Below are 21,602 nucleotides of genomic sequence, written 5' to 3' on the forward strand. Positions count from 1 at the left end.
CAAGGGCCGAAGAGGCCGTGAGACGCCCGCTTCGTCAAGCGCCGAAGACGATCGCGCGCTTATCCATTCATCGCCGCCGTCGCCAGGTCGCGGATCGTGGCGTTGGCGATGGTCAGTTTGGCGAAGGTCCAGCCCGAGCCGGACTGTTCGATCTCGTCCACGGAGGCGCGCACGCCCTCGACCGCCGCCTGTTTGGAGCCGATCCAGGCGTCCACGGCGCCCTCGGCCGCATCCTCGCTGACGCCCACCGACGGATCGGAGGCGCGGGCGACGGCGCGGGTCAGGGTCGCCTGCTCGTTCATCAGATCCTCGATTAGGCGACGGACGGCCAGGCGATCAAAATGATCCGCAGACGGAATGGAGCCGGCGGCGGCGCGCAGACGGTCGAAGTCGAAGGCCGCCCCGACCTGGTGATACAGCCGCGCCATGGCCGCGACGGGCCAGTTCGCTTCCTGGGCCAGATCGCCGATGTCCGAGGCGGCGACCAGCGGACGCATGATGGCGATGCTGCGGGTCAGATCCTCGGGCGCGCCGTGATCGGCGAACTTCTTGACCCGCGCGTCCAGACGTTCCTGTTCGAAGCGCGACAGGACCAGTGAGCCCTCGGCCTGGAGGGCGTCGGCGATCGGGCGATAACGGTCGATCAGGGCCTGGACGGACAGGCCGCCCTTGGCGCGGCGGGCCAGCCAGAAGGTCTGGCGACGCAGGACCACGGCGATTTCCTGATAGAGGGCCGTCTGGGCCTCGGCCGAAATCTTCAGGTCCAGGGCCGAGACGGCGTCCCAGGCCTGATCCAGGCGGAAGACGCGACGCGCGGCCTCGAAGGCGATGATCAGGGCGGTGGTGTCGCATTCCGCCGAACCGCGCAGGCGGTCGGGGAAGGTCGGGCCGCACATGTTGACGACTTCGTTGGCCATGACGGTGGCGATGATCTCGCGTCGCAGCCGGTGGCTCTTCATCTCCGGCTCGAAACGGGCCAGGGCGTCGGGGAAGTAGCGGACCAGGATCTGTTCGAAGAAGGGATCCTCTGGCGCTTGCGAGGCGACGATGTCGTCCGACAGCTCCAGCTTGGCATAGGCCATCAGGACCGCCAGCTCGGGCCGGGCCAGCGGAACGCCGGCGGCCATCAGCTCCTTGACGCGGGCGTCGTTGGGCAGGCCCTCGACCTTGCGGTCCAGCTTGCCGCGCGCCGACAGGGTCTGCATGAACCGCTGCTGGGCGTCCAGGGCGCCGACGCCTTCGGCCTGTTGCAGGGTCAGGGCCAGGGTCTGGTCGTAATTGTGGGCCAGCACCTTGAGGCCGACCTCGTCGGTCATGGAGGCCAGCAGCGCCGGGCGCTCCTCGACCGGCAGCACGCCGTTGGTCACGGCCGAGCCGACCAGGATCTTGATATTGACCTCATGGTCGGAGGTGTCGACCCCGGCGGAGTTGTCGATGGCGTCGGTGTTCATCCGGCCGCCGGCTTGGCCGAAGCCGATGCGGCCCGCCTGGGTGAAGCCCAGGTTGGCGCCCTCGCCCACCACCTTGACCCGCAGTTCGTCGGCGTTGATGCGCAGGGCGTCGGTGCCCTTGTCGCCGACCTGAGCGTCGGTCTCGGCCGCCGATTTCACATAGGTGCCGATGCCGCCGAGATAGAGCAGCTCGGCCGGCGCCTTCAGGATGGCGCGGATCAGGCTGACGGGGTCCAGCACATCGTCGGTGATGTCCAGCGCAGCCTTGATCTGGGGCGTCAGCTGGATCGACTTGGCCGAGCGCGAGAAGACGCCGCCGCCTTCCGAGATCAGCCCCTTGTCATAGTCCTGCCAGGACGAGCGGGGCAGGTCGAACAGCCGCTTGCGCTCGGTCCAGCTCGCTACATGATCCGGGTTCGGATCAATGAAGATGTCGCGATGATCGAAGGCCGCGACCAGGCGCGTGGCTTTGGACAGAAGCGCGCCGTTGCCGAAGACGTCGCCGGACATGTCGCCGACGCCGACCATGGTGAAGGGCTGGGTCTGGATGTCCTTGCCCATCTCGCGGAAGTGACGCTTGACCGCCTCCCAGGCGCCGCGGGCGGTGATGCCCATGGCCTTGTGGTCGTAGCCGATGGAGCCGCCCGAGGCGAAGGCGTCGCCCAGCCAGAAGCCGTAGGAGGCCGAGACGCCGTTGGCGATGTCGGAGAAGGTCGCCGTGCCCTTGTCGGCCGCCACGACCAGATAGGGGTCGTCCCCCTCCCACGCGATCACATTGGCCGGATGGGTCACGGAACCGTCGGCGGCGATGTTGTCGGTGATGTCCAGCAGGCCCGACAGGAAGGTGCGATAGGCGCGGATGGCCTCGCCCTGGATGGCCTCGCGGTCGGTCGTGCGGGGCAGTTGCTTGGGATAGAAGCCGCCCTTGGAGCCGACTGGCACGATGACGGCATTCTTGACCTGCTGCGCCTTGACCAAGCCCAGCACCTCGGTGCGGAAATCGTCGCGACGGTCCGACCAGCGCAGGCCGCCGCGCGCGACGGGGCCGAAGCGCAGGTGGACGCCCTCGACGTGCGGCGCCCAGACGAAAATCTCGCGATAGGGTTTGGGCAGCGGCAGGTCCTCAAGCTCGCGCGAGGCGATCTTGATGGAGATGTGCGGCTTGGGCGCGCCGTCGGCGTCCAGCTGATAGTAGTTGGTGCGCTTGATCGCCCCGATCAGGGCGGCGATGCGGCGCAGGGCCCGGTCGTGATCCAGGCTCTTCACGTCCTGCAGCAGGGCGACGATCTTGTCGTTCAGCTCGGCGGCGGCAGGCGCGCGGTCGTCGGCAGAGCCGCCCCCCGAAACTTCGGAATGGGGTTCGAACTTGGCCTTGAACAGAGACAACAGAGCGCGGGCCACGTCGGGATATTCGCGCAGGGCCTCTTCCTGCACCGTCTGCGACGGGTCCAGGCCGGTCTGCTGGCGATAGTGGGCCAGGGTGCGGATCAGGGCCGCCTCGCGCCATTCGACGCCCAGTTCGATCACCAGCCGGTTGAAGCCGTCGCTCTCGTTGCGGCCGGTCCAGACGGCGGCGAAAGCGTCCTCGAACGGGCCCTTCACATCATCGAAGATCAGGGCCTCGCCGCGCGGATCCTCCATCAGGAATTCGTGGACGTGGATCTCGGTCTCGCCCGTCGGCCGGATCGGATAGCCGTATTCCTCCAGCGTCTTCAGGCCCATGTCCGCCAGGATCGGCAGAACGTCGGACAGGGGCACGGCCGGACCGCGCCGATAGAGCTTGAAGCGGAATTGCAGGCGGCTGTCGTCAGCGGAACGGAAGGCGCGCACGGCGACGGCCTTGCCTTCGCCCGGCAGACCGCTCTCGTTCAGCCGGTTCACATATTGCAGATCGATCGCGGCCTCGTCGGCGTCATAGCGATCGCGGTAGGCGGCGCCGAAGGCGCGGGCCCATTGGGCGCTGAGCGGCCCGACCGACACCTCTTCCACGCCCGAACGGCGCAAGGCGCCCTCGAACCGGTCCACCCAGCCGCGTCCGGCCTCGGCGACATCGGCCTCCAGCTGGACCGGATCGGGGATCGGGTGCTCGCCCGGATTCACCCCGATGATGTAGTGGACCCGCACCAGGGGGGCGTCCGACAGTTGCGGATACCAGGCCGAGATCCGGCCGCCCCAGGCGCGGGCGACGATCTGGCCGATGCGCTCGCGCACGGCGGAATCGAACTTCTCGCGCGGGATGAAGCACAGGACCGAGACGAAGCGGTCGAACGGGTCCTGACGTGAGAACAGGCGGATGCGCGGCCGGTCGTAGAGGTGAAGGATGCCCAAGGCGATGGACAGCAGTTCGTCCTCGGTGATCTGGAACAGCTCGTCGCGCGGATAATTCTCAAGGATATTCTTGAGGCGTTTTTCGTTGTGGCTGCCCGGCGCCTTGTCGGCGCGGGCCAGGGCGTTGGCCACCTTGCGACGCAGGAGCGGCACCTCGGTCGCTAGTTGGTCGTAGGCCTCGGAGGTGAACAGGCCGACGAAACGGGTCTCGCCCGTCGCCTTGCCTTCCGGGCCGTAACGCTTGACCCCGACATAGTCCATGTAGGCGCGGCGATGCACGCGCGAGCGTGCGTTCGCCTTGGCCACGGTCACCGGCTCACTGAGGTCCAGCTGACGGCGCATCTGACGCGTCAGGACCGCCGGCTCGGACGCGCGGCGCAGAACGGTGCGTTCCGGGTCGGCGAGAATGCCCAGTCCGTCGGTGGACAGACCCAAGGGGGCCTCGGCCTCGTAGTCGCCGTCGGCGTTCAGCGGATAGTCGTAGTCGCGCGCGCCCAAGAAGACGAAATGGTCGCTCTTCAGCCATTTCAGGAAGGCGATGTTCTCGGCCAGCACGGCCGGATCGACCGACGGCGGCGTCGCCTCCAGTCGCTGCACCGCCTGGCGCATCAGGGTCGTCATGGCCTCATGGTCGGCGACAGCGGCGTGGACGTCGGACAGGCTCTGGGCCAGCCCCTCGCCCAGCACGTCGCGACGCTCCTGCGGCACACTGTCGATGACCAGCATGATGATCGACAGGCGGCGGCCGTCCAGCTCCACAACCGGGTGGAACAGGGCGCGCACCGAGACACCGGCCTCGGCCAGGGCGCCCATGACGCTGTCCACCAGGAAGGGGGCGTCTGTCTGGACGATGCGCACCAAGTCGTAGTCCAGCGCCTTGCCGTCCGCGCCCTGAAGCGGGCCGACGGTGATGACGGGCGCGGCGGCGTCGTTCGGATAGGTCTTGGCGGCGGTCCAGGAGGCGGCGAGCAGGGCGGCGAGATCCTCGCCGCTCAGCTCGGGGGTCTCGTCAGCCGCATAGTCCTCTTGCGCCTGGGTCAGATAGGCCTGTTCGACTGCACCGGGCCCGGTCCCAACGATCTTGGCGAAGGCCGCCTCCAGCGCGGCCTTGGTGATCGGCTGAACGGAGGTTTGGCGCAGATCGGGGGCGGTCATGGACGAGCAGTCTCGAACAACGCGGCAGGGCCGCAAGAAATGCGGCGCGACGCGGCGCCACCTCCGCTGACTAGGCCAGGTCCGGTCGCTCGGGAAGCCCCTGGCGACCGATCGTTGTGATGATCAGCGATCAGGTTGGAATTATTGTGCAGCGCCACAAAGCAGAAAGCCGCCGGACTGGGGGAGTCCGGCGGCCTGCGCGAGCGGCGCCTGGAGGGGAGGGGAGGGCGCCGGTCTCGCTTCGCTGCGGTTCGGAGGGGGGGAGTGTCCCGCAGCGTCGAAAACAAAAATGGGAAGCCCGTTTCGTCGTTCAAGAGCGGGCGCTGGGGATTCTTCGCGACATTTTGGCCTCTGTCCGGCGCCGACCGCTGGCGTGGACAACGGTTTTCGATGCTATGCGTTGTGTGGGGTCAACGGTGAAGCTGGAGCACCCGATCATATGCGTCGCTTTCTTCTGGGATCGATCGTGGCGGCCGTGGTCGGCCTGTTGCTCGCAGGCGCGGGATACTGGGCCTATTGGAACTTCTATTCGCGGTTCCAGCCGGTCACGATCAGCCGCAATCAGGCCGAGGTCCAACAACTGCTGGACGAGGCGTCGTGGGTGTCGGACGGCAGCGGCGGGCAGGCCCTCTATATCGTCACCTATCGCGACAGCGCCTCGGCCCATCGCTATGAGCGCGACGAGGTCGCCAAGCTGAAGGCCGCAGGGATCGAGACCCGTTTCATCCTGTTCGCTCGCCCCGATCTGGAAGGCGCGCCGCAATCGACGGCGGCGGAACGCGCCACGGTCGCCGAGCTGTGGCTGACGCGAGACTGGCCGCTTTACGAACGCTGGATGGCCACCCCGGCGAACAGCTGGACCGCCGCCGGCGTCCCCCAGGCGGACGGCAATCTGGCGCGGACGGCCGTGGTCGAGGCCGGGCGCCGGTTCGACGAACGGTTGAGCCAGCTGCTGAAGGAATCCGGGGTCGAGATCAGCTATCCGCTGATCCTGTGGCGCGACCAGAACGGTTTCCTGAAAGCCTGCGGCTGCGCCGACCGTCGCGCCTGGGCCTTCATCCGAGACGATGTCGGCGCCCCCGACCGGCTGGGAGAGACGCAAGGCGACATTGCGCCGCCCGAGGACGAGACCGGGGTCCCCACGCCGCAAGGCGCGCCGGCCATGCCCTATCCGGCGCTTCCGGCCATCCCGCCCGTCAACGCCCCGGATGCGAACGCGACGCCGACGCCGGGATCGCCTCAAGCCCAACCTACCGCGCCGTCTCGACCGAACCGGCCGGGTTCGACGCCGCGCGCGGCGCCGGCCCCGACCAAGCAGGACGACACGACCTTCTATTGATCAGAGGGTGCGGCAGGCCGCGATCAGACGATCAACATCCTCGGCGTCCTGATACAGGCCGAAGCCGAAGCGGATCACGTCGTCGCGCACATCGGTGACCACGTCCGCCTGACGAAGACCCGCGCACCAGGCCTGGGCGTCAGGATGGCGCAGGGCCAGGAAACGGGCGCGCGGGGCGTCGCCCTCGACCGGATTGAGGATTTCGGCTTCCGACAGCACACCGGCGCGACCGTCCTGAACCGCCGCCTGGAAACGGCCTGCCAGATCACGAGAGTGGGCGGCGACCGCGGCGGTGCTGAGCCCGTGATCGTCCAGCATCCGGCGGGCGGCATTGAACCGATAAAGCGCCGAGCAATCGAAGGTCGCACCCCAGAACCGGCCGCCGTCGCTGCGGTACTGAACCCCGCCGGGCGGGCCGGACAGGTCGCCGAACTCTGCGAACCAGCCGGTGATCACCGGGCGCGGACAGAAGCCGGGCGGGGCGTGCAGGAAACAGGCGCCCTCGCCCGCCATGGCGTATTTGTAGCCGCCGGAGACATAGAAGACCCGGTCCGCCACCGCCGACAGGTCCGTCGGCGTCGCCATGAAGCCGTGATAGCCGTCGACCAGGATCCACGGCCCCTCGGGCCGGGCCAGGGCGGCGAGGTCCTCGATCCGGTCGAACAGACCACCGGTGCGGAAGAAGACCTGACTGACCACGATCCAGTCGTAGCCACCCTTGCTGGCCTCGGCCATGAACCGATCAGCAAAGGTGTCGAAGGGCGCCAAAGGCACGCGCGTCACCACCGCGGCGCCGATCTCCTCCCACCGCTCGGCCTGACGTCGGAAGGAGTGGAACTCGCCGTCCGTCGCCAGGATGCGGACAGGCGTCCGCTCCACGCCCGAGAACAGGCGCAGCAGGAAGTCGTGGGTGTTGGACGAGAAGACGACGCTGTCGGGCGAAGGCAGGCCAAGCTCGGCCGCGACATGGGCTTGAGCCTCAGGGATCACCTGGCCGAAGACGAGGTCCCACTTGTGGTCGGCATGAAGATTGGCGTCCAGCCAAGCCTGCTGCTGCGCCTCGAAACTGGCGTCGGGCCACAGGTGATGGCTGTGCGCGGCGAAATGCAGCCGCTCGGGGACCGCCGACAGGGCGCGGGAGAAGAGGGATTTGTAGGTCATGACGAGCGAACCATATCGGCGTCGATCAGGCGAGCGCCATGAATGACCCGTCGAATCCGAACGTGGTCCGGCTCGACGACATAGAAGATGAAATAGACGCCGAGCTTTACCAGGCGAACGCCTTCGCCGAGATGTGTTGCAAGCGGATAGAGGCCGGGGTCGTCACCGATTGCATGACAACGTTGACGCAGTTCCAGACCAAGCGATCGCGCGCGAACCGGACTGTCGCCTGCGATGTAGATGACGATCCTTCTTATATCCCGCTGGCTGGCAGGCGACAGGACGACCTTCATTCCGCCTTTGCCGACGGATGATGCAGGGCGCCAATTTCTTGATCCAGACGATCAAAGAACGCATCGACGTCCATGCCTTCGCCTTCCGCCCCCTCTGCTATGAGCGTGCGCAAGTCTTCGGATGCGAGCTCTGCGGGGCGGGCGCCGTCCAGCCAATGCGCCAGCGCATCCAGCACCAAGGCGTCGGTCGAAGCATAGGCGCCGGCTCCAACGGCGGCTCGGATGCCGTTCGCCATCTCGACCGGAACCTCGGCCGTTATCCGTTCCAGCTTGCCCATCGCGGTCTCCTTTCGATCAGGATCATCCAGAGACCGCGTCAAGGCAAGCCGCGCGGCCTAGACCAGCGCCCCGTGGCAGTGTTTGAACTTGCGGCCCGAGCCGCAGGGGCAGGGCGAGTTGCGGCCGGTCATTTCCCAACCGGGGGGCAACATCTCGATCGGCAGTTTGGAGCGGTCGTCGCCGATCAGCGTGCCTTCCGGGTTCTGGGCCGACGGATTGGCCATCTCGTTCTCGCCGGTGCCGGGGTTCAGGTGGATTTCCTGGAACTCGGGCAGTTCGGGCGGGGGCTGGAAGCGGAACTCGACCGTCATCAGCCAGCGCGTCACGTTATGACGCAGGTCGTAGAGCAGGCTCTCGAACAGCGAGAAGGCCTCGGTCTTGTATTCGTTCAGCGGGTCGCGCTGGCCGTAGCCGCGCAGGCCGATGACGCCGCGCAGGTGGTCCAGGTGGACCAGGTGCTCGCGCCACTGCATGTCGATCATCTGCAGCATGAACTGCTTTTCGAGGCCGCGTGTCTGGTCGGCGCCGATCTGCTCCAGGCGTTCGGCGGCGCGGGCGTCTGCGGCGGCCAGCAGCCGGTCCTCGATCTCCTCGTTAGACACGCCTTCCTCGGCGGCCCAGTCGTGCAGCGGCAGCTCCAGGCCCAGGGTAGAGCGGACGCGCTCGTCCAGACCGTCGATGTCCCACTGTTCGGCATAGGCCTTGGGCGGCATGTAGCGTTCGACAAGGTCGGACACCACGTCGCGGCGGAAGTCGCCGACCAGCTCGGACAGGTCCTCGGAGTCCATGAACTCCTGGCGCTGTTCGAACACGGCCTTGCGCTGGTCGTTCACGACGTCGTCGTATTTCAGCAGGTTCTTGCGGATGTCGTAGTTGCGGGTCTCGACGCGCTTCTGGGCGGTCTCGATGGCGCGGTTCAGCCAGGGGTGGGTGATGGCCTCGCCCTCGGCCACGCCGAACGTCTTCATGATCGAGTCGAGACGGTCGCCGGCGAAGATGCGCAGCAGGTCGTCCTCGCACGACAGGTAGAATTTCGAGGTGCCGGGGTCGCCCTGACGGCCGGTGCGGCCGCGTAGCTGGTTGTCGATGCGGCGGCTTTCGTGACGTTCGGTGCCCAGGACGAACAGGCCGCCGGCGTCCAGGGCGATCTTCTTCTGGACGGCGATGTCAGCCTTGAACTGGGCCTCCTGGGCCACTTCCATCTCGTGGGTGACCTCGACCGCCATGTTGCGCTGTTCGAGCATCCACTTCTGCATCTTCATTTCGAGGTTGCCCCCGAGCTGAATGTCGGTGCCGCGGCCCGCCATGTTAGTGGCGATGGTCACCACACCCGGCAGACCGGCGTCGGCGACGATATAGGCCTCCTGCTCGTGCTGGCGCGCGTTCAGGACGCTGTGCGGGATGCCACGCAGCTTGGTCTCGTAGGTGATGTCATAGGCGGCGTCGCCGATCTTCTCGGCTTCCTTGGCCTTGCCCGCATATTCCGGCTTCAGCGCGCGCGAGACCTCGACCTTGTATTCGAACTTGCTCAGCAGGTCCGACAGCTGTTCCGAACGCTCGATCGACACGGTGCCGACCAGGATCGGCTGACCGGCCAGGTGGCATTCGGCGATCTGTTTGGCGATGGCCTGGTTCTTCTCGGCGTGGGTCCGATAGACCTCGTCGTCATAGTCCTTGCGCTGGATCGGCCGGTTGGTCGGCACCTCCAGCACGTCCATCTTGTAGATGTCGCCGAACTCTTGCGCTTCCGTCGCCGCCGTGCCGGTCATGCCGGACAGCTTCTCGTACAGGCGGAAATAGTTCTGGATCGTGACCGAGGCCAGGGTCTGGTTCTCGGGCTGGATCTTGACGTCTTCTTTGGCCTCGATGGCCTGGTGCAGGCCTTCGGACAGGCGGCGGCCGGTCATCATGCGGCCGGTGAATTCGTCGATCAGAACGATCTCGCCGCCCTTGATGATATAGTCCTTGTCGCGCTGATACAGGGTGTTGGCGCGCAGGGCCTGGTTGGCGTGGTGGACCAGGCTGATGTTGGCGGCGTCGTACAGGCCGGTGGTGTCGGCGGCGAAGTGACCGCCCGCCTCCAGCGCCTCTTCGATCCGTTCCGAACCCAGCTCGGTCAGCAGAACCTGCTTCTGCTTCTCGTCCAGCTCGTAGGCGTCCTTGTCCTTGATCAGTTCCTTGATCAGGCCGTCGAGCACCTTGTAGAGGTCCGAACGGTCTTCGGTCGGGCCCGAGATGATCAGAGGCGTGCGCGCCTCGTCGATCAGGATGGAGTCGACCTCGTCGACGATGGCGAAGTTGTGCGGGCGCTGCACCATCTCGCGCCGGTCATAGACCAGGTTGTCGCGCAGATAGTCGAAGCCGAACTCGTTGTTGGTGCCGTAGGTGACGTCGGCGTTGTAGGCTTGCTGGCGCTGGCCCTGGCTGAGGCCGTTGACGATGACGCCGACCTCAAGACCCAGGAAGCGATAGACCTTGCCCATCGTCTCGGCGTCGCGGCGGGCCAGGTAGTCGTTCACGGTGATGACATGCACGCCCTTGCCGGGCAGGGCGTTCAGATAGACGGGGGCCACGGCGACCAGGGTCTTGCCCTCGCCGGTCCGCATCTCGGCGATGCCGCCCTCGTGCAGGATCATGCCGCCGGCCAGCTGCACGTCATACTGTCGCTGGCCCAGCACCCGCTTGGAGGCCTCGCGCACGACAGCGAAGGCCTCAGGCAGGATCTTGTCCAGGGTCTCCCCGTTCGCCAGCCGGTCGCGGAAGGCGTCGGTCATCATCCGCAGTTCGTCGTCGGACAGGGCTGCGAACTTGGGCTCCAGCGCATTGATGCGCTGGGCGTGGTCTTGGAAGGCCTTGACCTTGCGGTCGTTGGAAGAGCCGAAAAGTTTCTTGGCGAAGCCGAGCATGTTGGATCCGGTAGCGGTCGAGCGTCTGCGAGCTGAGCGGCTCTGAAATCCCGTGAGGGGCGGCGATACGGACGCCGCGAGAGAGGCCCTGAACGATCACGGCCCCGGAGCGCCGCATCAGGCGCGCGCGAAGGGCCGCGCAGACGATCAAAACCCCTCGACTTGGGCGCAGGCGGGACTTAAGCACCGGCCTAACCCCTGTCAACGCGAGGGGCTTTCGGCCGCCTTCGACGGAGCGCCCCCTTGACCCCATTCCGGCGACCTTCAAACCTTCTGACGACGGCGCTTATGGCGGCTGTCTTGGCGACGGGCGCCTGTTCACGCGGCGGCGACGACCGGCCGCCTGAACAGGGCGACCAGGCCGTGGCGACGGTTCAGGATGAGACCATTTGGGCGTCGGACGTGAAGCGCGAGGCGGTGGCGCAGGGCCTGATCGGCGAGGGTGAGGCGCTGGATGCGACCTCGGATCTTTTCCGTCGCGTGCTGGACGAGGTGATCGACCAGAAACTGCTGGCCGGCGAGGCGCAACGCCGCCGGCTGGATTCTTCGCCCCTGGCGCAGCGGCGTCTGGAGGCGACCCGCGAGCGGATTTTGGGCGATATGCTGGTCGAGAGCGTGGTCAACAAGGCCGTGTCCGACCAGGCCGTGCAGACGCTTTATAATGAGCAGCTTCGGCTGGCGAAGACCTCCGAGGAGATCCGGGTGCGCCTGATCCTGTCGCGCACCAAGCCCGAGGCCGACGCCGTGATCGGCATCCTGGGCCAGGGCGCCGGGTTCGAGGCGGTGGCGGCGGAGCGGTCGGTGGACGAGGCGACGCGGTTCTCGGGCGGCGACCTGGGCTATTCGACGCTGGACGTCATGCCTCAGGCCTATGCCGACGCCCTGCGCGACAAGCCGGCCGGATCGACCGTCGGCCCGTTCCAGACCGAGGGCGGTTGGGCCGTGTTGCGGGTCGAGGATCGGCGCAAGGAAAACCCGCCGACGCTGGAGCAGGCGCGTCCACAGATCGTGCGCTATCTGACCTATGAGGGCGTGCGCCAGTTGCTGGAACAGCTGCGTGGCAAGGCCAAGGTCGATGTGCGCCTGCCTGCACAGTCGCCGCCCGCCGCCTCCGCGCCCGCCCCGGCGTCCACCTCATCTCCCGCACCGGCCGCCTGACATGACCAAGCCCCCCTCCACGACCGGCCAGAAGATCGAACATGTCTTCGAAAAGGCGCTGGACCCGTTCGCCACGGCCCTGAAGCGCGCGACGCGCACGCCGGGATCGGACCCGGCGGCCACGACGCCCGCGCCCGTCGCCGGCAAACCAGGACTGAAGATTTCGCCCCTGGCTGTGCCCTTCCCGACCATTCCGCCCATCGGCGGGGTCGAGATCGCCACCGCCCGCGCCGGATTCTACAAGCACGAGCGCGACGACCTGGTGGTGTTCCGGTTCGCGCGCGGCACCAGCTGCGCCGGGGTCTTCACCCGCCACAAGATCGGCTCGGCGCCCGTGGACTGGTGCAAGAAACATCTGACCGGACCCGACGGCGGCAAGGACGTGCGCGCCCTGGTGGTCAACGCCGGCTGCGCCAACGCCTTCACCGGCAAGGCCGGCGCCGACGCGGCGCGCCGCACGGCCTCGGAGGTCGCCAAACGGTTCGGCTGTCGCCAGCGCGACGTCATGCTGGCGTCGACCGGGGTGATCGGCGTGGTGCTGGACGAAAAGAAGATCGTCGCCAAACTGCCCGAGATCGAGCACGGGCTGGACGCCGACGCCTGGGCCAGGGCCGGTCGGGGCATCATGACCACCGACACCTTCCCCAAGGGCTCGTACGCCGAGGCCGAGATTGAGGGCTATAAGGTTCGCATCGCCGGCATCGCCAAGGGGTCGGGCATGATCGCCCCGGACATGGCGACCATGCTGGCCTTCATCGTCACCGACGCCGACATCCACCCTAATGTGCTGCAGGCGCTGCTTGGCCTGCACGTCCGCACCACCTTCAACAGCGTGACGGTGGACGGCGACACCTCGACCAACGACACAGCATTGCTGTTCGCCACCGGAACCTCGGGCGCGCCGCGTATCGGGCGGGTGGGGGATCGCCGCCTCAAGAGCTTCTCGGCCGCCCTGGACAAGGTGATGCTGGACCTGGCGCACCAGCTGGTGCGTGACGGCGAGGGCGCAACCAAGTTCGTCAAGGTGACGGTGGACGGCGCGGCCAGCCCGGCCTCGGCCCGAAAGCTGGCCAAGTCCATCGCCGACAGCCCCCTCGTCAAGACCGCCATCGCCGGCGAGGACGCCAACTGGGGCCGTGTCGTCATGGCGGTCGGCAAGACCGAGGAGCCGGTCGATCGCGACCGCCTGGGCATCAGGTTCGGCCCCAATGTCGCCGCCGTCGACGGCGCACCATCCGCCACCTACGACGAGGCGGCGATGAGCGCCTATATGAAGAAGCCAGAGATCGACATCACCGTCGATGTGGGCGCGGGCCGAGCCTCGGCAACCGTCTGGACTTGCGACCTGACCAAGGGCTACATCGAGATCAACGGCGATTATCGCTCATGAGCGACGCGCCGCTCCCCACTGTTTTCGTCGTCGCCGTCGCATTGATCGACGTGGACGGGCGGGTGCTGATCGCCAAACGTCCCGAAGGCAAGAAACTGGCGGGCCTGTGGGAGTTTCCAGGCGGCAAGGTCGAGCCGGGAGAGCGGCCCGAAGCGGCCCTGATCCGCGAGCTGAAGGAAGAACTGGGCATCGACGTCAGTGAAAACTGTCTGTCGCCGTTCGTTTTCGCCAGCCACGCTTACGATTCGTTTCACCTGTTGATGCCATTATATTTGTGCCGACGGTGGGACGGCGTGGTCACGGCGCGTGAGCACGACGGTCTGGCCTGGGTGAAGCCGAGCAAGCTATCGGACTATCCCATGCCGCCGGCGGACGAACCTCTGGTCGCCTGGTTGCGCGACCTGCTCTGATCACCGCCGACCAGGGAGGCCGGCCATGAGACGTCTTACCGGCCGGTTCCTGCGCAACGAAAGCGGGGCCACCGCCATCGAATATGGCCTGATCTGCGCTTTGATCTTCCTCGCGATCGTCACGTCGATCAGCGCCTTGGCGAATACCCAGAACGGCGGCTTGGCCGTGACGGTGGAACGACTGACCACCGCCATGAAGGCCGTCGTCGGCAACTAATCCGACTCCTCGCCGGTCATTTCCCTGACGCCCAGGACATCGGCCAGCCGCGTCTTGGCCGAGCCGCGGGGCAGGGGCTTCTGCTGGCTCTCGTGCGGTTTCCAGCCTGCCAGGTGGATGATCTCGAACGTCGCCGGGATTCGGCCGTCGGCCTGTGCGTGGCGTTCGGCATATAGGGTGGCTGCGCGGGCGACGATGCGGCGGTTCAGCGGTCGGACCGATCCATGCAGCACATTGGTCTCGCCCATGTCGCGCTGGTCGCGGATCAAGGCGAACAGATCGGCATAGCGGACGGTGAACCGGTCCACGTCGGAGACGGGCAGGGCGAAACCGGCGCGCTGCAATAAGGCCGCGCCGTCATAGCCATCGGCGAAGGGCGAGACGCGCGCCTGAGCCCCGCCGCGTTCCTCCAGTTCGACCTCGGTCAGGATCGCCCGTAGTTCCTTCAACGTGCCCGCGCCGAACAAGGTGCCGATGAACAGGCCGTCCGGCTTCAGCGCGCGCCGGATCTGGGCCAGGGCGCCGGGCAGGTCGTTGGCCCAGTGCAGGGTCAGCAGGGACACGATCAGATCGGCCGATCCATCCTCCAGCGGCAGGGCTTCCGCGCCCGGCGCCGCGCGTTGGGCCAAGGAGACGGGCGTCTGGATTTGACCCACACGGCCGGCGGCGTCGCTGGACCGAACCGCGCGTTCGAACACCCCTGGATGGGCGGACAGGTCGACCGCAACGGGAAAATCGCGCAATATGGCTTCCAGGCTCTCTGCGGCGTTGGCGGCGGCGCGTTTGTGCAGGAAGTCGGCTTGGTCGAAACGAGCGGCGGACCGCGCCAGCCGCGCTTGGCGCCGGGCGGCGTCGAAGATGCGCGGGGGGCCTTCGGAAGGAGATTGGGGGGCGGTCATGAACGAACAGGATGGGGGCTGGCGGCGCGCCTGGGAAGGGGCGGGGCGACAGTTGCGCGGCGCCGGACGCGGATTGGCGGATCTGATCCTGCCGCCGATGGCGCACGACAGCCGCGAGGCGACGGCCGCCGCAGGCCTGACGCCCGATGCCTGGAGCCGCATCCGGTTTCTGGAGGCGCCGGTCTGCGACGGCTGCGGGGCGGCGTTCGAGTATGACGGCGGCGCCTTCGCCGAGGACCGCTGCACCGCCTGCATCGCCCAGCCCTACGCCTTTCAGCGAGCGCGGGCGGCGTGCCTATACGACGAGGCGTCGCGAGGGCTGATCCTGCGGTTCAAGCACGGGGACCAGCAGCAGTTCGCGCCCCTGTTCGCCCGCTGGATCGGCCGGTCCGCCGCCGATCTGGTCGAAGAGGCGGATGCGGTCGTGCCCGTCCCGCTGCATCCCTTTCGCCTGCTGTCGCGCCGCTTCAATCAGGCCGCCGAGATCGCCCGACCGCTGGCCCGCGACGCGCGCCGCGACTATCTGCCCGACGCCCTGGTCCGCACCAGCCACACCACCAGCCAGGGCGGCAAGAGCCAGCGCGGGCGGCGTCTGAACGTCAGGAAGGCGTTCTCCGTGACCGAGGCCGGGCGGCGTCGAATCCGGGGGCGGCGCATCCTTCTGATCGACGACGTGTTGACCACGGGCGCGACCGGAGAGGCCTGCGCGCGCGCCCTGCTCGACGCCGGAGCGCGCGGCGTGGACCTGGCGGTCATCGCACGGGTGCGAAACGCCCGTGAACTGACTATGTAACCCCTATCGCTCCCCGCGCGGCGGCTCGCTGCCTGGGGACATACTGTTCTGGAGACCTGATTTGGCCGACGTCGTCATCTACACCAAGCCCGGCTGCCCCTATTGCTACAGCGCCATGGCGCTGCTGAAGAAGAAGGGCGTCGACTACACCGAGATCGTCGCCTCGAACGATCCCGCCAAGAAGGCCGAGATGGTCGAGAAGTCCGGCGGTCGCATGACCTTCCCGCAGGTCTTCATCGGCGGACAGCATGTCGGCGGTTCCGACGACGTCCACGCCCTGGATCGCGACGGCAAGCTCGACGCGCTTCTGGCGGCCTGATCCCATGAGCGGCGGGCTCGACATCGCCCTGATCCAGACCCGCACGCCGGCGACGGCTGAGGCGGCCCTGGGCTATGTCGAGCCCCTGATCCGCGAGGCGGCGGCCGGCGGGGCGAAATTCATCCTGACGCCCGAGGGGACCAATGTCCTGGAACAACGCCGCGACCGTCGCGACGCCGCGATCACGACCGAGGACGCCGATGTCGTCGTTCTGGGTCTGCGTCGTCTGGCGGCGGAACTGGGCGTCTGGCTTCTGATCGGCTCGGCCATCGTGCGATCCGGTCATGCCGGAGACGGCCGCGCCGCCAATCGCTCGCTGCTGATCGATGCGTCCGGCGGGATCGTCGCCCGATACGACAAGCTGCACGTCTTCGACGTGAACCTGCCGAACGGCGAGACCTATCGCGAGAGCGCGACGGTGCGGCCGGGGGACGGGGCGGCGATCGCGGACACGCCCTGGGGTCGGCTGGGATTGACCATCTGCTACGACATCCGCTTTCCTCATCTGCATCGCCAGTTGGCCAAGGCGGGCGCGGCGATGATCGCCGTACCCGCCGCCTTCACCGCCCCGACCGGCGAGGCGCATTGGGAGACCCTGCTGCGCGCTCGCGCCATCGAGACCGGCGCCTTCGTCCTGGCGCCGGCGCAAGGCGGGCTGCACGAGGACGGGCGCCGCACCTGGGGCCGATCCACCGTCGTCGGACCCTGGGGCGAGGTGATCGCCAAGGCGGATCACGACGAGCCTTGCATCGTGACGGCGAAGCTGGACATGGAGGCGGTGGCCCGCGCGCGTGCGGCCGTGCCCGCCCTGACCCACGATCGCGATTTCCTGCCCGCCGTTTGATTGTCCCATGATCCGCTATGCCCTGAAATGCGACCAGGCCCACGACTTCGAGGCCTGGTTCGGCTCCTCGTCCGACTTTGACGACCAGGCGGGGCGCGGCCTGGTGGAATGCCCCTTCTGCGGCTCGCATTCGGTTCAGAAGGCGATCATGGCCCCGGCCGTCAGCGGGGCGCGCAAGGCCGATCCGGGCTCGGACGTCGCAGCCAAGATGCAGACCCTTATGATGACCGCCGCCCGAGAAGTGCGCGCCCACGTCGAGGCCAACTTCGACTATGTCGGCGACACGTTCGCGCGCGAGGCCCGCGACATCCACGAAGGCAAGTCCGAGAAGCGCGAAATCTATGGCGAGGCGACGCCCGCCGAGGTCAGGAAGCTGAAGGACGACGGCGTGCCGGTCTCAGCCCTGCCCGACGCTCCGCCGGACCCGTCCAAGGTCAACTGAGGTGGCCTCGGGGGAGGAACGGTATCAGGAGTTCGCGCCGCCGCCGGCTTTGCGGCCCTTCGTCCGCGTGGTCTGGACCTATGCCGCGCCCGATCCGACGCCGACCATCCAGCGTATCGCGCCGGACGGCTGTCCCGAACTGATCTTCGACCTGGGCGCCCCCTATGCGGAACAGGGCGACGACGGGGTGTTTCGCCTTCAGCCCACGGCCCTGTTCGCGGGGCAGATGACCCGGCCCCTGGTCATGCGACCGACCGGCCCGACCGAACTGGTCGCCGTGCGGTTCGAGCCCGATGGCGCGCGCGGCTTTCTGGGACGGCCGCTGAGCGAGGCGACCGACCGGCGGCTGGACATGGTCGAGCGGCTGGCCGGATTTTTCTCGCCGGCCGGGGATCCGACGGGACAGGTCGCGGCCATCGCCGGCTGGCTGGAGGCGCAAAAACGGGGCGCGGACTGGACGATCGACCCCGCGATCCGCGCCGAGATCGAAGACGCTGCGGTCGAGCGCCCGGCGCCGGTCCGATCGGCGTCCGAGCAACGCGCCCTTCAGCGCCGGTTCGCGGATCGGGTGGGGGTGTCGCCCCGCCTGCTGCGTTCGATCTTTCGCTTTCGTCGCGTGTTCGATCACGCGGCCCAGCCGGACAGGGGCGAAAGCTGGCTCGCGGCCGGGCTGGAGGCCGGCTATTTCGATCAGCCGCAGATGGCGCGCGACTTCCGCCGCTTCCTGGGTTGCACCGCCACCGAATGGGCGCGCGAGCAGCATGAACTGGCCCGCGCCATCGCGTCGCAAACCTACAAGCCGCCACCGCCGCATCCCGTCTAGCTTACGCGCCTCGACTGGAGAGGGATGACGACCATGCTGACCCCGCTGCTTCTCGCCGCCGCCCTGCAGGCGGACCCCACAACGAACCTGCGCCCCGACCTGGGCTGGATGTCCGGCTATTGGCTGTCGTGCGAACCGGGCCGTGAAGTGTCCGAGACCTGGACCGATCCGCGCCTGAACCTGATGCTGGGAACATCCCTGACGGTGCGCGGCGGCCGGGCGGGGTGGGAGCTGTCACGCATCGCGCCGGTCGATCCGACCCCGGCGGCCCCTCTGGCCTATTTTGCGCATCCCGAGGGACAGGCTGCGACCACGTTTCCGGTCATCGCATCCGGCCCGACCCGCGTGGTGTTCGAACAGGCGGCGGACGACGACTTTCCAAAACGCGTCGTCTATGAACGCGAGGGCGATGTCCTGAACGCCCGGATCGAAGGCGTGATGGACGGTCAGGAAAGGATCATCCGATGGCGCTTCCAGAAGGCGGAACTGAACGCCCGCTGCCCGACCCAGTAACGGGGCTGGATTGGCGGCCCATGCGGCCTACCGACATCGACGCCGTGGTCGAGGTGGCTCGCCTGTCTTTCCCGGACCATTTCGAGGACCGGCCCTGTTTTGAAAATCGACTGGCGCTCTATCCGCGCGGCTGTTTCGTGCTGGCGGATACGGATGGCCCGGCCCGAGGCTATCTGATCGCCTATCCGTGGAAGGCCGAGAGCGCGCCGCCGCTGAACACGGTGATCGAGGGCCTGCCGGCCGAACCGGCCCTGATCTATCTGCACGATCTGGCCCTGCATCCCGAAGCACGGGGCGGGGGCGTCACGGGCCGGATCATCGAGCGGCTGGCCGAACAGGCGGCCGAGGACGACTGGCCCGCCATCGCCCTGGTCGCGGTCAACGATGCGGTCGGATTCTGGTCACGGCACGGTTTCGTCGAACAGCCGGCCGAGGCCATGGCGGCGAAACTGGCCAGCTACGGCACCGACGCCCGCTATATGCTCAGGCCGCTCTAGGAACGATTCAGCGCCGTCCGACCGCCCGCTCGCACGAATTCCAGGCGATTGGACCGGGTCAGGGCGTTGTATGCCCGACGCCTCATCTCCCGCTCGCACACCAATGGGTCGCCTACAGAATTCGGGGTCAGAAAGGCGCGGTGCGCGGCGCACCAGTCACGACTGGCGACCCGAATTCGTCCCGCCAGCATCAGCGCGTCTCCCGGTCGAGCCATCTGCAAGCCCTGGGCATCGATATGCATGTCCGGCGCTGCGCCGGCGACCAAAGCGCCAGCCACCATCAATTCCAGCATCAGGCCCATCGTCACAATCTCCCGCGTTAGAAGGGCCTGCCTTCAGGTCCTCGCTGGAGAGAGGAGATGTCCGACATCATCGGATGCGGCCCTGCGGATGAAATATCGGTAAGCTTGGAATAATCGCCGCGAACGCCCACTCTGGTGTTTCTGTCCACATGCCTGTAAGAGGCGCGCGCCTCCCGCATGCCTTTTCATGACCAGCGGCCGCCCGTATGCCGGCCGCGCCTTTTCGCGATTATCAAATGAACCTGCGCAACGTCGCCATCATCGCCCACGTCGACCACGGTAAGACGACCCTGGTGGACCAACTGCTCGCCCAGTCCGGCGTCTTCCGAGCCAACGAGGCGCAGACCGAGCGCGCGATGGACTCCAACGACCAGGAAAAAGAGCGCGGCATCACCATTCTGGCCAAGTGCACCTCGGTGCTCTGGAACGGCAAGGCCGGTGAAACCCGCATCAACATCATCGACACCCCCGGCCACGCCGACTTCGGGGGCGAGGTCGAACGCATCCTGGGCATGGTGGACGGCTGCGTCATCCTGGTCGACGCCGAAGAGGGCGTCATGCCCCAGACCAAGTTCGTGCTGACCAAGGCGCTGAAGATGGGGCTGAAGCCAATCCTCTGCATCAACAAGGTCGACCGCGCCCACGCCGATCCCGACCGGGTCCACAACGAGGCCTTCGACCTTTTCGCCGCCATCGGCGCGACGGACGAACAGCTGGACTTCCCCCACATCTACGCCTCGGGCCGCAACGGCTGGGCGACGATGGATCTGAATGTCCCGAACGACAACCTGGCCCCGCTGTTCGACCTGATCGTCGACCACGTCCCCGCGCCCAAGGTGCAGGACAACCGCGACAAGCCGTTCCAGATGCTGAACGTGCTGATCGAGTCCGACCCCTTCCTGGGCCGGATCCTGACCGGCCGGATCGAGAGCGGCAAGGCCGTTCCCGGCATGGCGATCCACGCCTTGGACCGTGAAGGCAAGGAAATCGAGCGCGGCCGCATTACCAAGGTTCTGGCCTTCCGCGGCCTGAAGCGTCAGGCCCTGGACGAAGGTTCGGAAGCGGGCGACATCGTCGCCATCGCAGGCATGTCCAAGGCGACCGTGGCCGACACCCTGTGCGCCATGGAAGTCACCGACGCCCTGCCGGCCCAGCCGATCGATCCGCCGACCATCTCCATGACCGTCTCGGTCAATGACAGCCCGCTGGCCGGTCGCGAAGGCGACAAGGTCCAGTCGCGCGTCATTCGTGACCGTCTGCTGAAGGAAGCGGAAGCCAACGTCGCCATCCGCGTCACCACGACCGAAGGCGGCGACGCCTATGAGGTCGCCGGCCGTGGCGAACTGCAGCTGGGCGTTCTGATCGAGAACATGCGCCGCGAAGGCTTCGAGGTCTCGATCTCGCGTCCGCGCGTGGTCTTCCAGGAAGGCCCCAACGGCGAGAAGATGGAGCCCATCGAAGACGTCATGATCGACGTGGACGACGAGTTCTCGGGCATCGTGATCGAGAAGCTGTCGGCCCGTAAGGCCGAAATGACCGACATGGGCCCGTCGGGCGCCGGCAAGACCCGCATCAGCCTGAAATGCCCGTCGCGCTCGCTGATCGGCTATCAGGGCGAGTTCCTGACCGACACGCGCGGTTCGGGCGTGCTGAACCGGGTCTTCAGCCACTACGAAGAATACAAGGGCGCCATCGCCGGCCGTCTGAAGGGCGTGCTGATCTCGAACTCGGACGGCGACACGGCGGCCTTCGCCCTGTGGAACCTGGAAGATCGCGGCGTCATGTTCGTCGGCGCCGGCGAGAAGACCTACCAGGGCATGATCATCGGCGAGAACGCGCGCTGGGACGACCTGGACGTCAACCCGATCAAGGGCAAGCAACTGACCAACGTCCGCGCCTCCGGCAAGGACGAGGCCGTTCGCCTGACCCCGCCGCGCCAGATGTCGCTGGAACAGGCCATCGCCTATATCGACGACGACGAGCTGGTCGAGGTGACGCCGAAGTCCATCCGCCTGCGCAAGCAGACGCTGAACCCGTCGTTCCGCAAGAAGCGCGTTCGCCCCGAGTAATCCTCCACTGACGC

Annotated in this window: 20 protein-coding genes; 13 read left to right on the forward strand and 7 right to left on the reverse strand. The window is 67.2% G+C overall.

The window, feature by feature from the left end; all coding sequences use genetic code 11:
* Positions 1-59: 59 nt before the first annotated feature.
* Positions 60-4,934: an NAD-glutamate dehydrogenase gene (locus ACQY72_RS09935; protein ID WP_428153323.1), complete on the reverse strand. Its 4,875-nt coding sequence runs from the start codon at positions 4,932-4,934 to the stop codon at positions 60-62.
* A 439-nt stretch (positions 4,935-5,373) separates the two neighbouring features.
* On the opposite strand from ACQY72_RS09935, the gene ACQY72_RS09940 reads away from it, so the two are divergent.
* Entirely contained in the window at positions 5,374-6,273 is a 900-nt protein-coding gene (locus tag ACQY72_RS09940) for a hypothetical protein (protein WP_428153325.1), read from the forward strand.
* Here the strand turns inward: ACQY72_RS09940 and ACQY72_RS09945 are convergent, their stop codons facing one another.
* The 4 genes from ACQY72_RS09945 to secA are packed head-to-tail and all read right to left on the reverse strand — an operon-like array spanning position 6,274 to position 10,912.
* Positions 6,274-7,434: an aminotransferase class V-fold PLP-dependent enzyme gene (locus ACQY72_RS09945; protein ID WP_428153326.1), complete on the reverse strand. Its 1,161-nt coding sequence runs from the start codon at positions 7,432-7,434 to the stop codon at positions 6,274-6,276.
* Positions 7,431-7,727, reverse strand: a complete 297-nt coding sequence (locus ACQY72_RS09950; RefSeq protein WP_428153327.1) for a type II toxin-antitoxin system RelE/ParE family toxin — start codon at positions 7,725-7,727, stop codon at positions 7,431-7,433. The genes ACQY72_RS09945 and ACQY72_RS09950 overlap by 4 nt, the downstream gene beginning before the upstream one ends.
* Positions 7,724-8,005 carry a hypothetical protein gene (locus ACQY72_RS09955; protein WP_428153329.1) on the reverse strand — a complete coding sequence of 94 codons (282 nt, stop codon included), beginning with the start codon at positions 8,003-8,005 and terminating at the stop codon, positions 7,724-7,726. Before ACQY72_RS09955 ends, ACQY72_RS09950 begins: the two co-directional genes overlap by 4 nt.
* Positions 8,006-8,062: 57 nt before the next feature.
* Positions 8,063-10,912, reverse strand: coding sequence for a preprotein translocase subunit SecA (secA, locus tag ACQY72_RS09960; RefSeq protein WP_428153330.1), 2,850 nt, complete (start codon positions 10,910-10,912; stop codon positions 8,063-8,065).
* A gap of 288 nt (positions 10,913-11,200) precedes the next feature.
* Between secA and ACQY72_RS09965 the strand changes: the two genes are divergently transcribed.
* Genes ACQY72_RS09965 through ACQY72_RS09980 form a run of 4 tightly spaced genes read left to right on the forward strand, consistent with a single transcriptional unit; the run spans position 11,201 to position 14,087 of the window.
* Positions 11,201-12,070, forward strand: a complete 870-nt coding sequence (locus tag ACQY72_RS09965; protein ID WP_428153332.1) for a peptidylprolyl isomerase — start codon at positions 11,201-11,203, stop codon at positions 12,068-12,070.
* A 1-nt stretch (position 12,071) separates the two neighbouring features.
* Positions 12,072-13,460, forward strand: coding sequence for a bifunctional glutamate N-acetyltransferase/amino-acid acetyltransferase ArgJ (gene argJ, locus ACQY72_RS09970; protein ID WP_428153333.1), 1,389 nt, complete (start codon positions 12,072-12,074; stop codon positions 13,458-13,460).
* The gene (locus tag ACQY72_RS09975; protein ID WP_428153334.1) at positions 13,457-13,870 is read left to right on the forward strand and encodes a (deoxy)nucleoside triphosphate pyrophosphohydrolase; all 414 of its coding nucleotides are present in this window, start codon (positions 13,457-13,459) and stop codon (positions 13,868-13,870) included. Before argJ ends, ACQY72_RS09975 begins: the two co-directional genes overlap by 4 nt.
* 25 nt (positions 13,871-13,895) lie before the next feature.
* Positions 13,896-14,087: a Flp family type IVb pilin gene (locus ACQY72_RS09980; RefSeq protein ID WP_428153335.1), complete on the forward strand. Its 192-nt coding sequence runs from the start codon at positions 13,896-13,898 to the stop codon at positions 14,085-14,087.
* Here ACQY72_RS09980 and ACQY72_RS09985 read toward each other — a convergent pair.
* A complete protein-coding gene (locus tag ACQY72_RS09985) occupies positions 14,084-14,986 on the reverse strand; it encodes a methyltransferase domain-containing protein (RefSeq protein ID WP_428153336.1) in 903 nt (300 codons plus the stop codon). The two genes, ACQY72_RS09980 and ACQY72_RS09985, sit on opposite strands and share 4 nt — an antisense overlap.
* On the opposite strand from ACQY72_RS09985, the gene ACQY72_RS09990 reads away from it, so the two are divergent.
* From ACQY72_RS09990 to ACQY72_RS10020, 7 genes are all read left to right on the forward strand, one after another.
* Positions 14,985-15,779, forward strand: a complete 795-nt coding sequence (locus ACQY72_RS09990; RefSeq protein WP_428153337.1) for a ComF family protein — start codon at positions 14,985-14,987, stop codon at positions 15,777-15,779. The genes ACQY72_RS09985 and ACQY72_RS09990 overlap by 2 nt on opposite strands.
* 61 nt (positions 15,780-15,840) lie before the next feature.
* Positions 15,841-16,098: a glutaredoxin 3 gene (gene grxC, locus ACQY72_RS09995; RefSeq protein ID WP_409717067.1), complete on the forward strand. Its 258-nt coding sequence runs from the start codon at positions 15,841-15,843 to the stop codon at positions 16,096-16,098.
* A gap of 4 nt (positions 16,099-16,102) precedes the next feature.
* The gene (locus ACQY72_RS10000; protein ID WP_428153339.1) at positions 16,103-16,942 is read left to right on the forward strand and encodes a carbon-nitrogen hydrolase family protein; all 840 of its coding nucleotides are present in this window, start codon (positions 16,103-16,105) and stop codon (positions 16,940-16,942) included.
* 7 nt (positions 16,943-16,949) lie between these two features.
* Entirely contained in the window at positions 16,950-17,384 is a 435-nt protein-coding gene (locus ACQY72_RS10005) for a DUF1178 family protein (RefSeq protein ID WP_428153340.1), read from the forward strand.
* A gap of 1 nt (position 17,385) precedes the next feature.
* On the forward strand, positions 17,386-18,207 hold the full coding sequence (locus tag ACQY72_RS10010; protein ID WP_428153342.1) for an AraC family transcriptional regulator: 822 nt from the start codon (positions 17,386-17,388) through the stop codon (positions 18,205-18,207).
* Between the two features lie 33 nt (positions 18,208-18,240).
* The gene (locus ACQY72_RS10015; RefSeq protein ID WP_428153343.1) at positions 18,241-18,720 is read left to right on the forward strand and encodes a DUF6265 family protein; all 480 of its coding nucleotides are present in this window, start codon (positions 18,241-18,243) and stop codon (positions 18,718-18,720) included.
* Between the two features lie 20 nt (positions 18,721-18,740).
* Positions 18,741-19,217, forward strand: coding sequence for a GNAT family N-acetyltransferase (locus ACQY72_RS10020; protein WP_428153345.1), 477 nt, complete (start codon positions 18,741-18,743; stop codon positions 19,215-19,217).
* Here ACQY72_RS10020 and ACQY72_RS10025 read toward each other — a convergent pair.
* A complete protein-coding gene (locus ACQY72_RS10025; RefSeq protein ID WP_428153347.1) occupies positions 19,214-19,519 on the reverse strand; it encodes a hypothetical protein in 306 nt (101 codons plus the stop codon). The two genes, ACQY72_RS10020 and ACQY72_RS10025, sit on opposite strands and share 4 nt — an antisense overlap.
* Before the next feature lie 236 nt (positions 19,520-19,755).
* On the opposite strand from ACQY72_RS10025, the gene typA reads away from it, so the two are divergent.
* Positions 19,756-21,588 carry a translational GTPase TypA gene (gene typA / locus ACQY72_RS10030; protein ID WP_135194301.1) on the forward strand — a complete coding sequence of 611 codons (1,833 nt, stop codon included), beginning with the start codon at positions 19,756-19,758 and terminating at the stop codon, positions 21,586-21,588.
* Positions 21,589-21,602: the final 14 nt, after the last annotated feature.

This window comes from Brevundimonas sp. (genome assembly GCF_965279155.1).
GTDB lineage: Bacteria > Pseudomonadota > Alphaproteobacteria > Caulobacterales > Caulobacteraceae > Brevundimonas.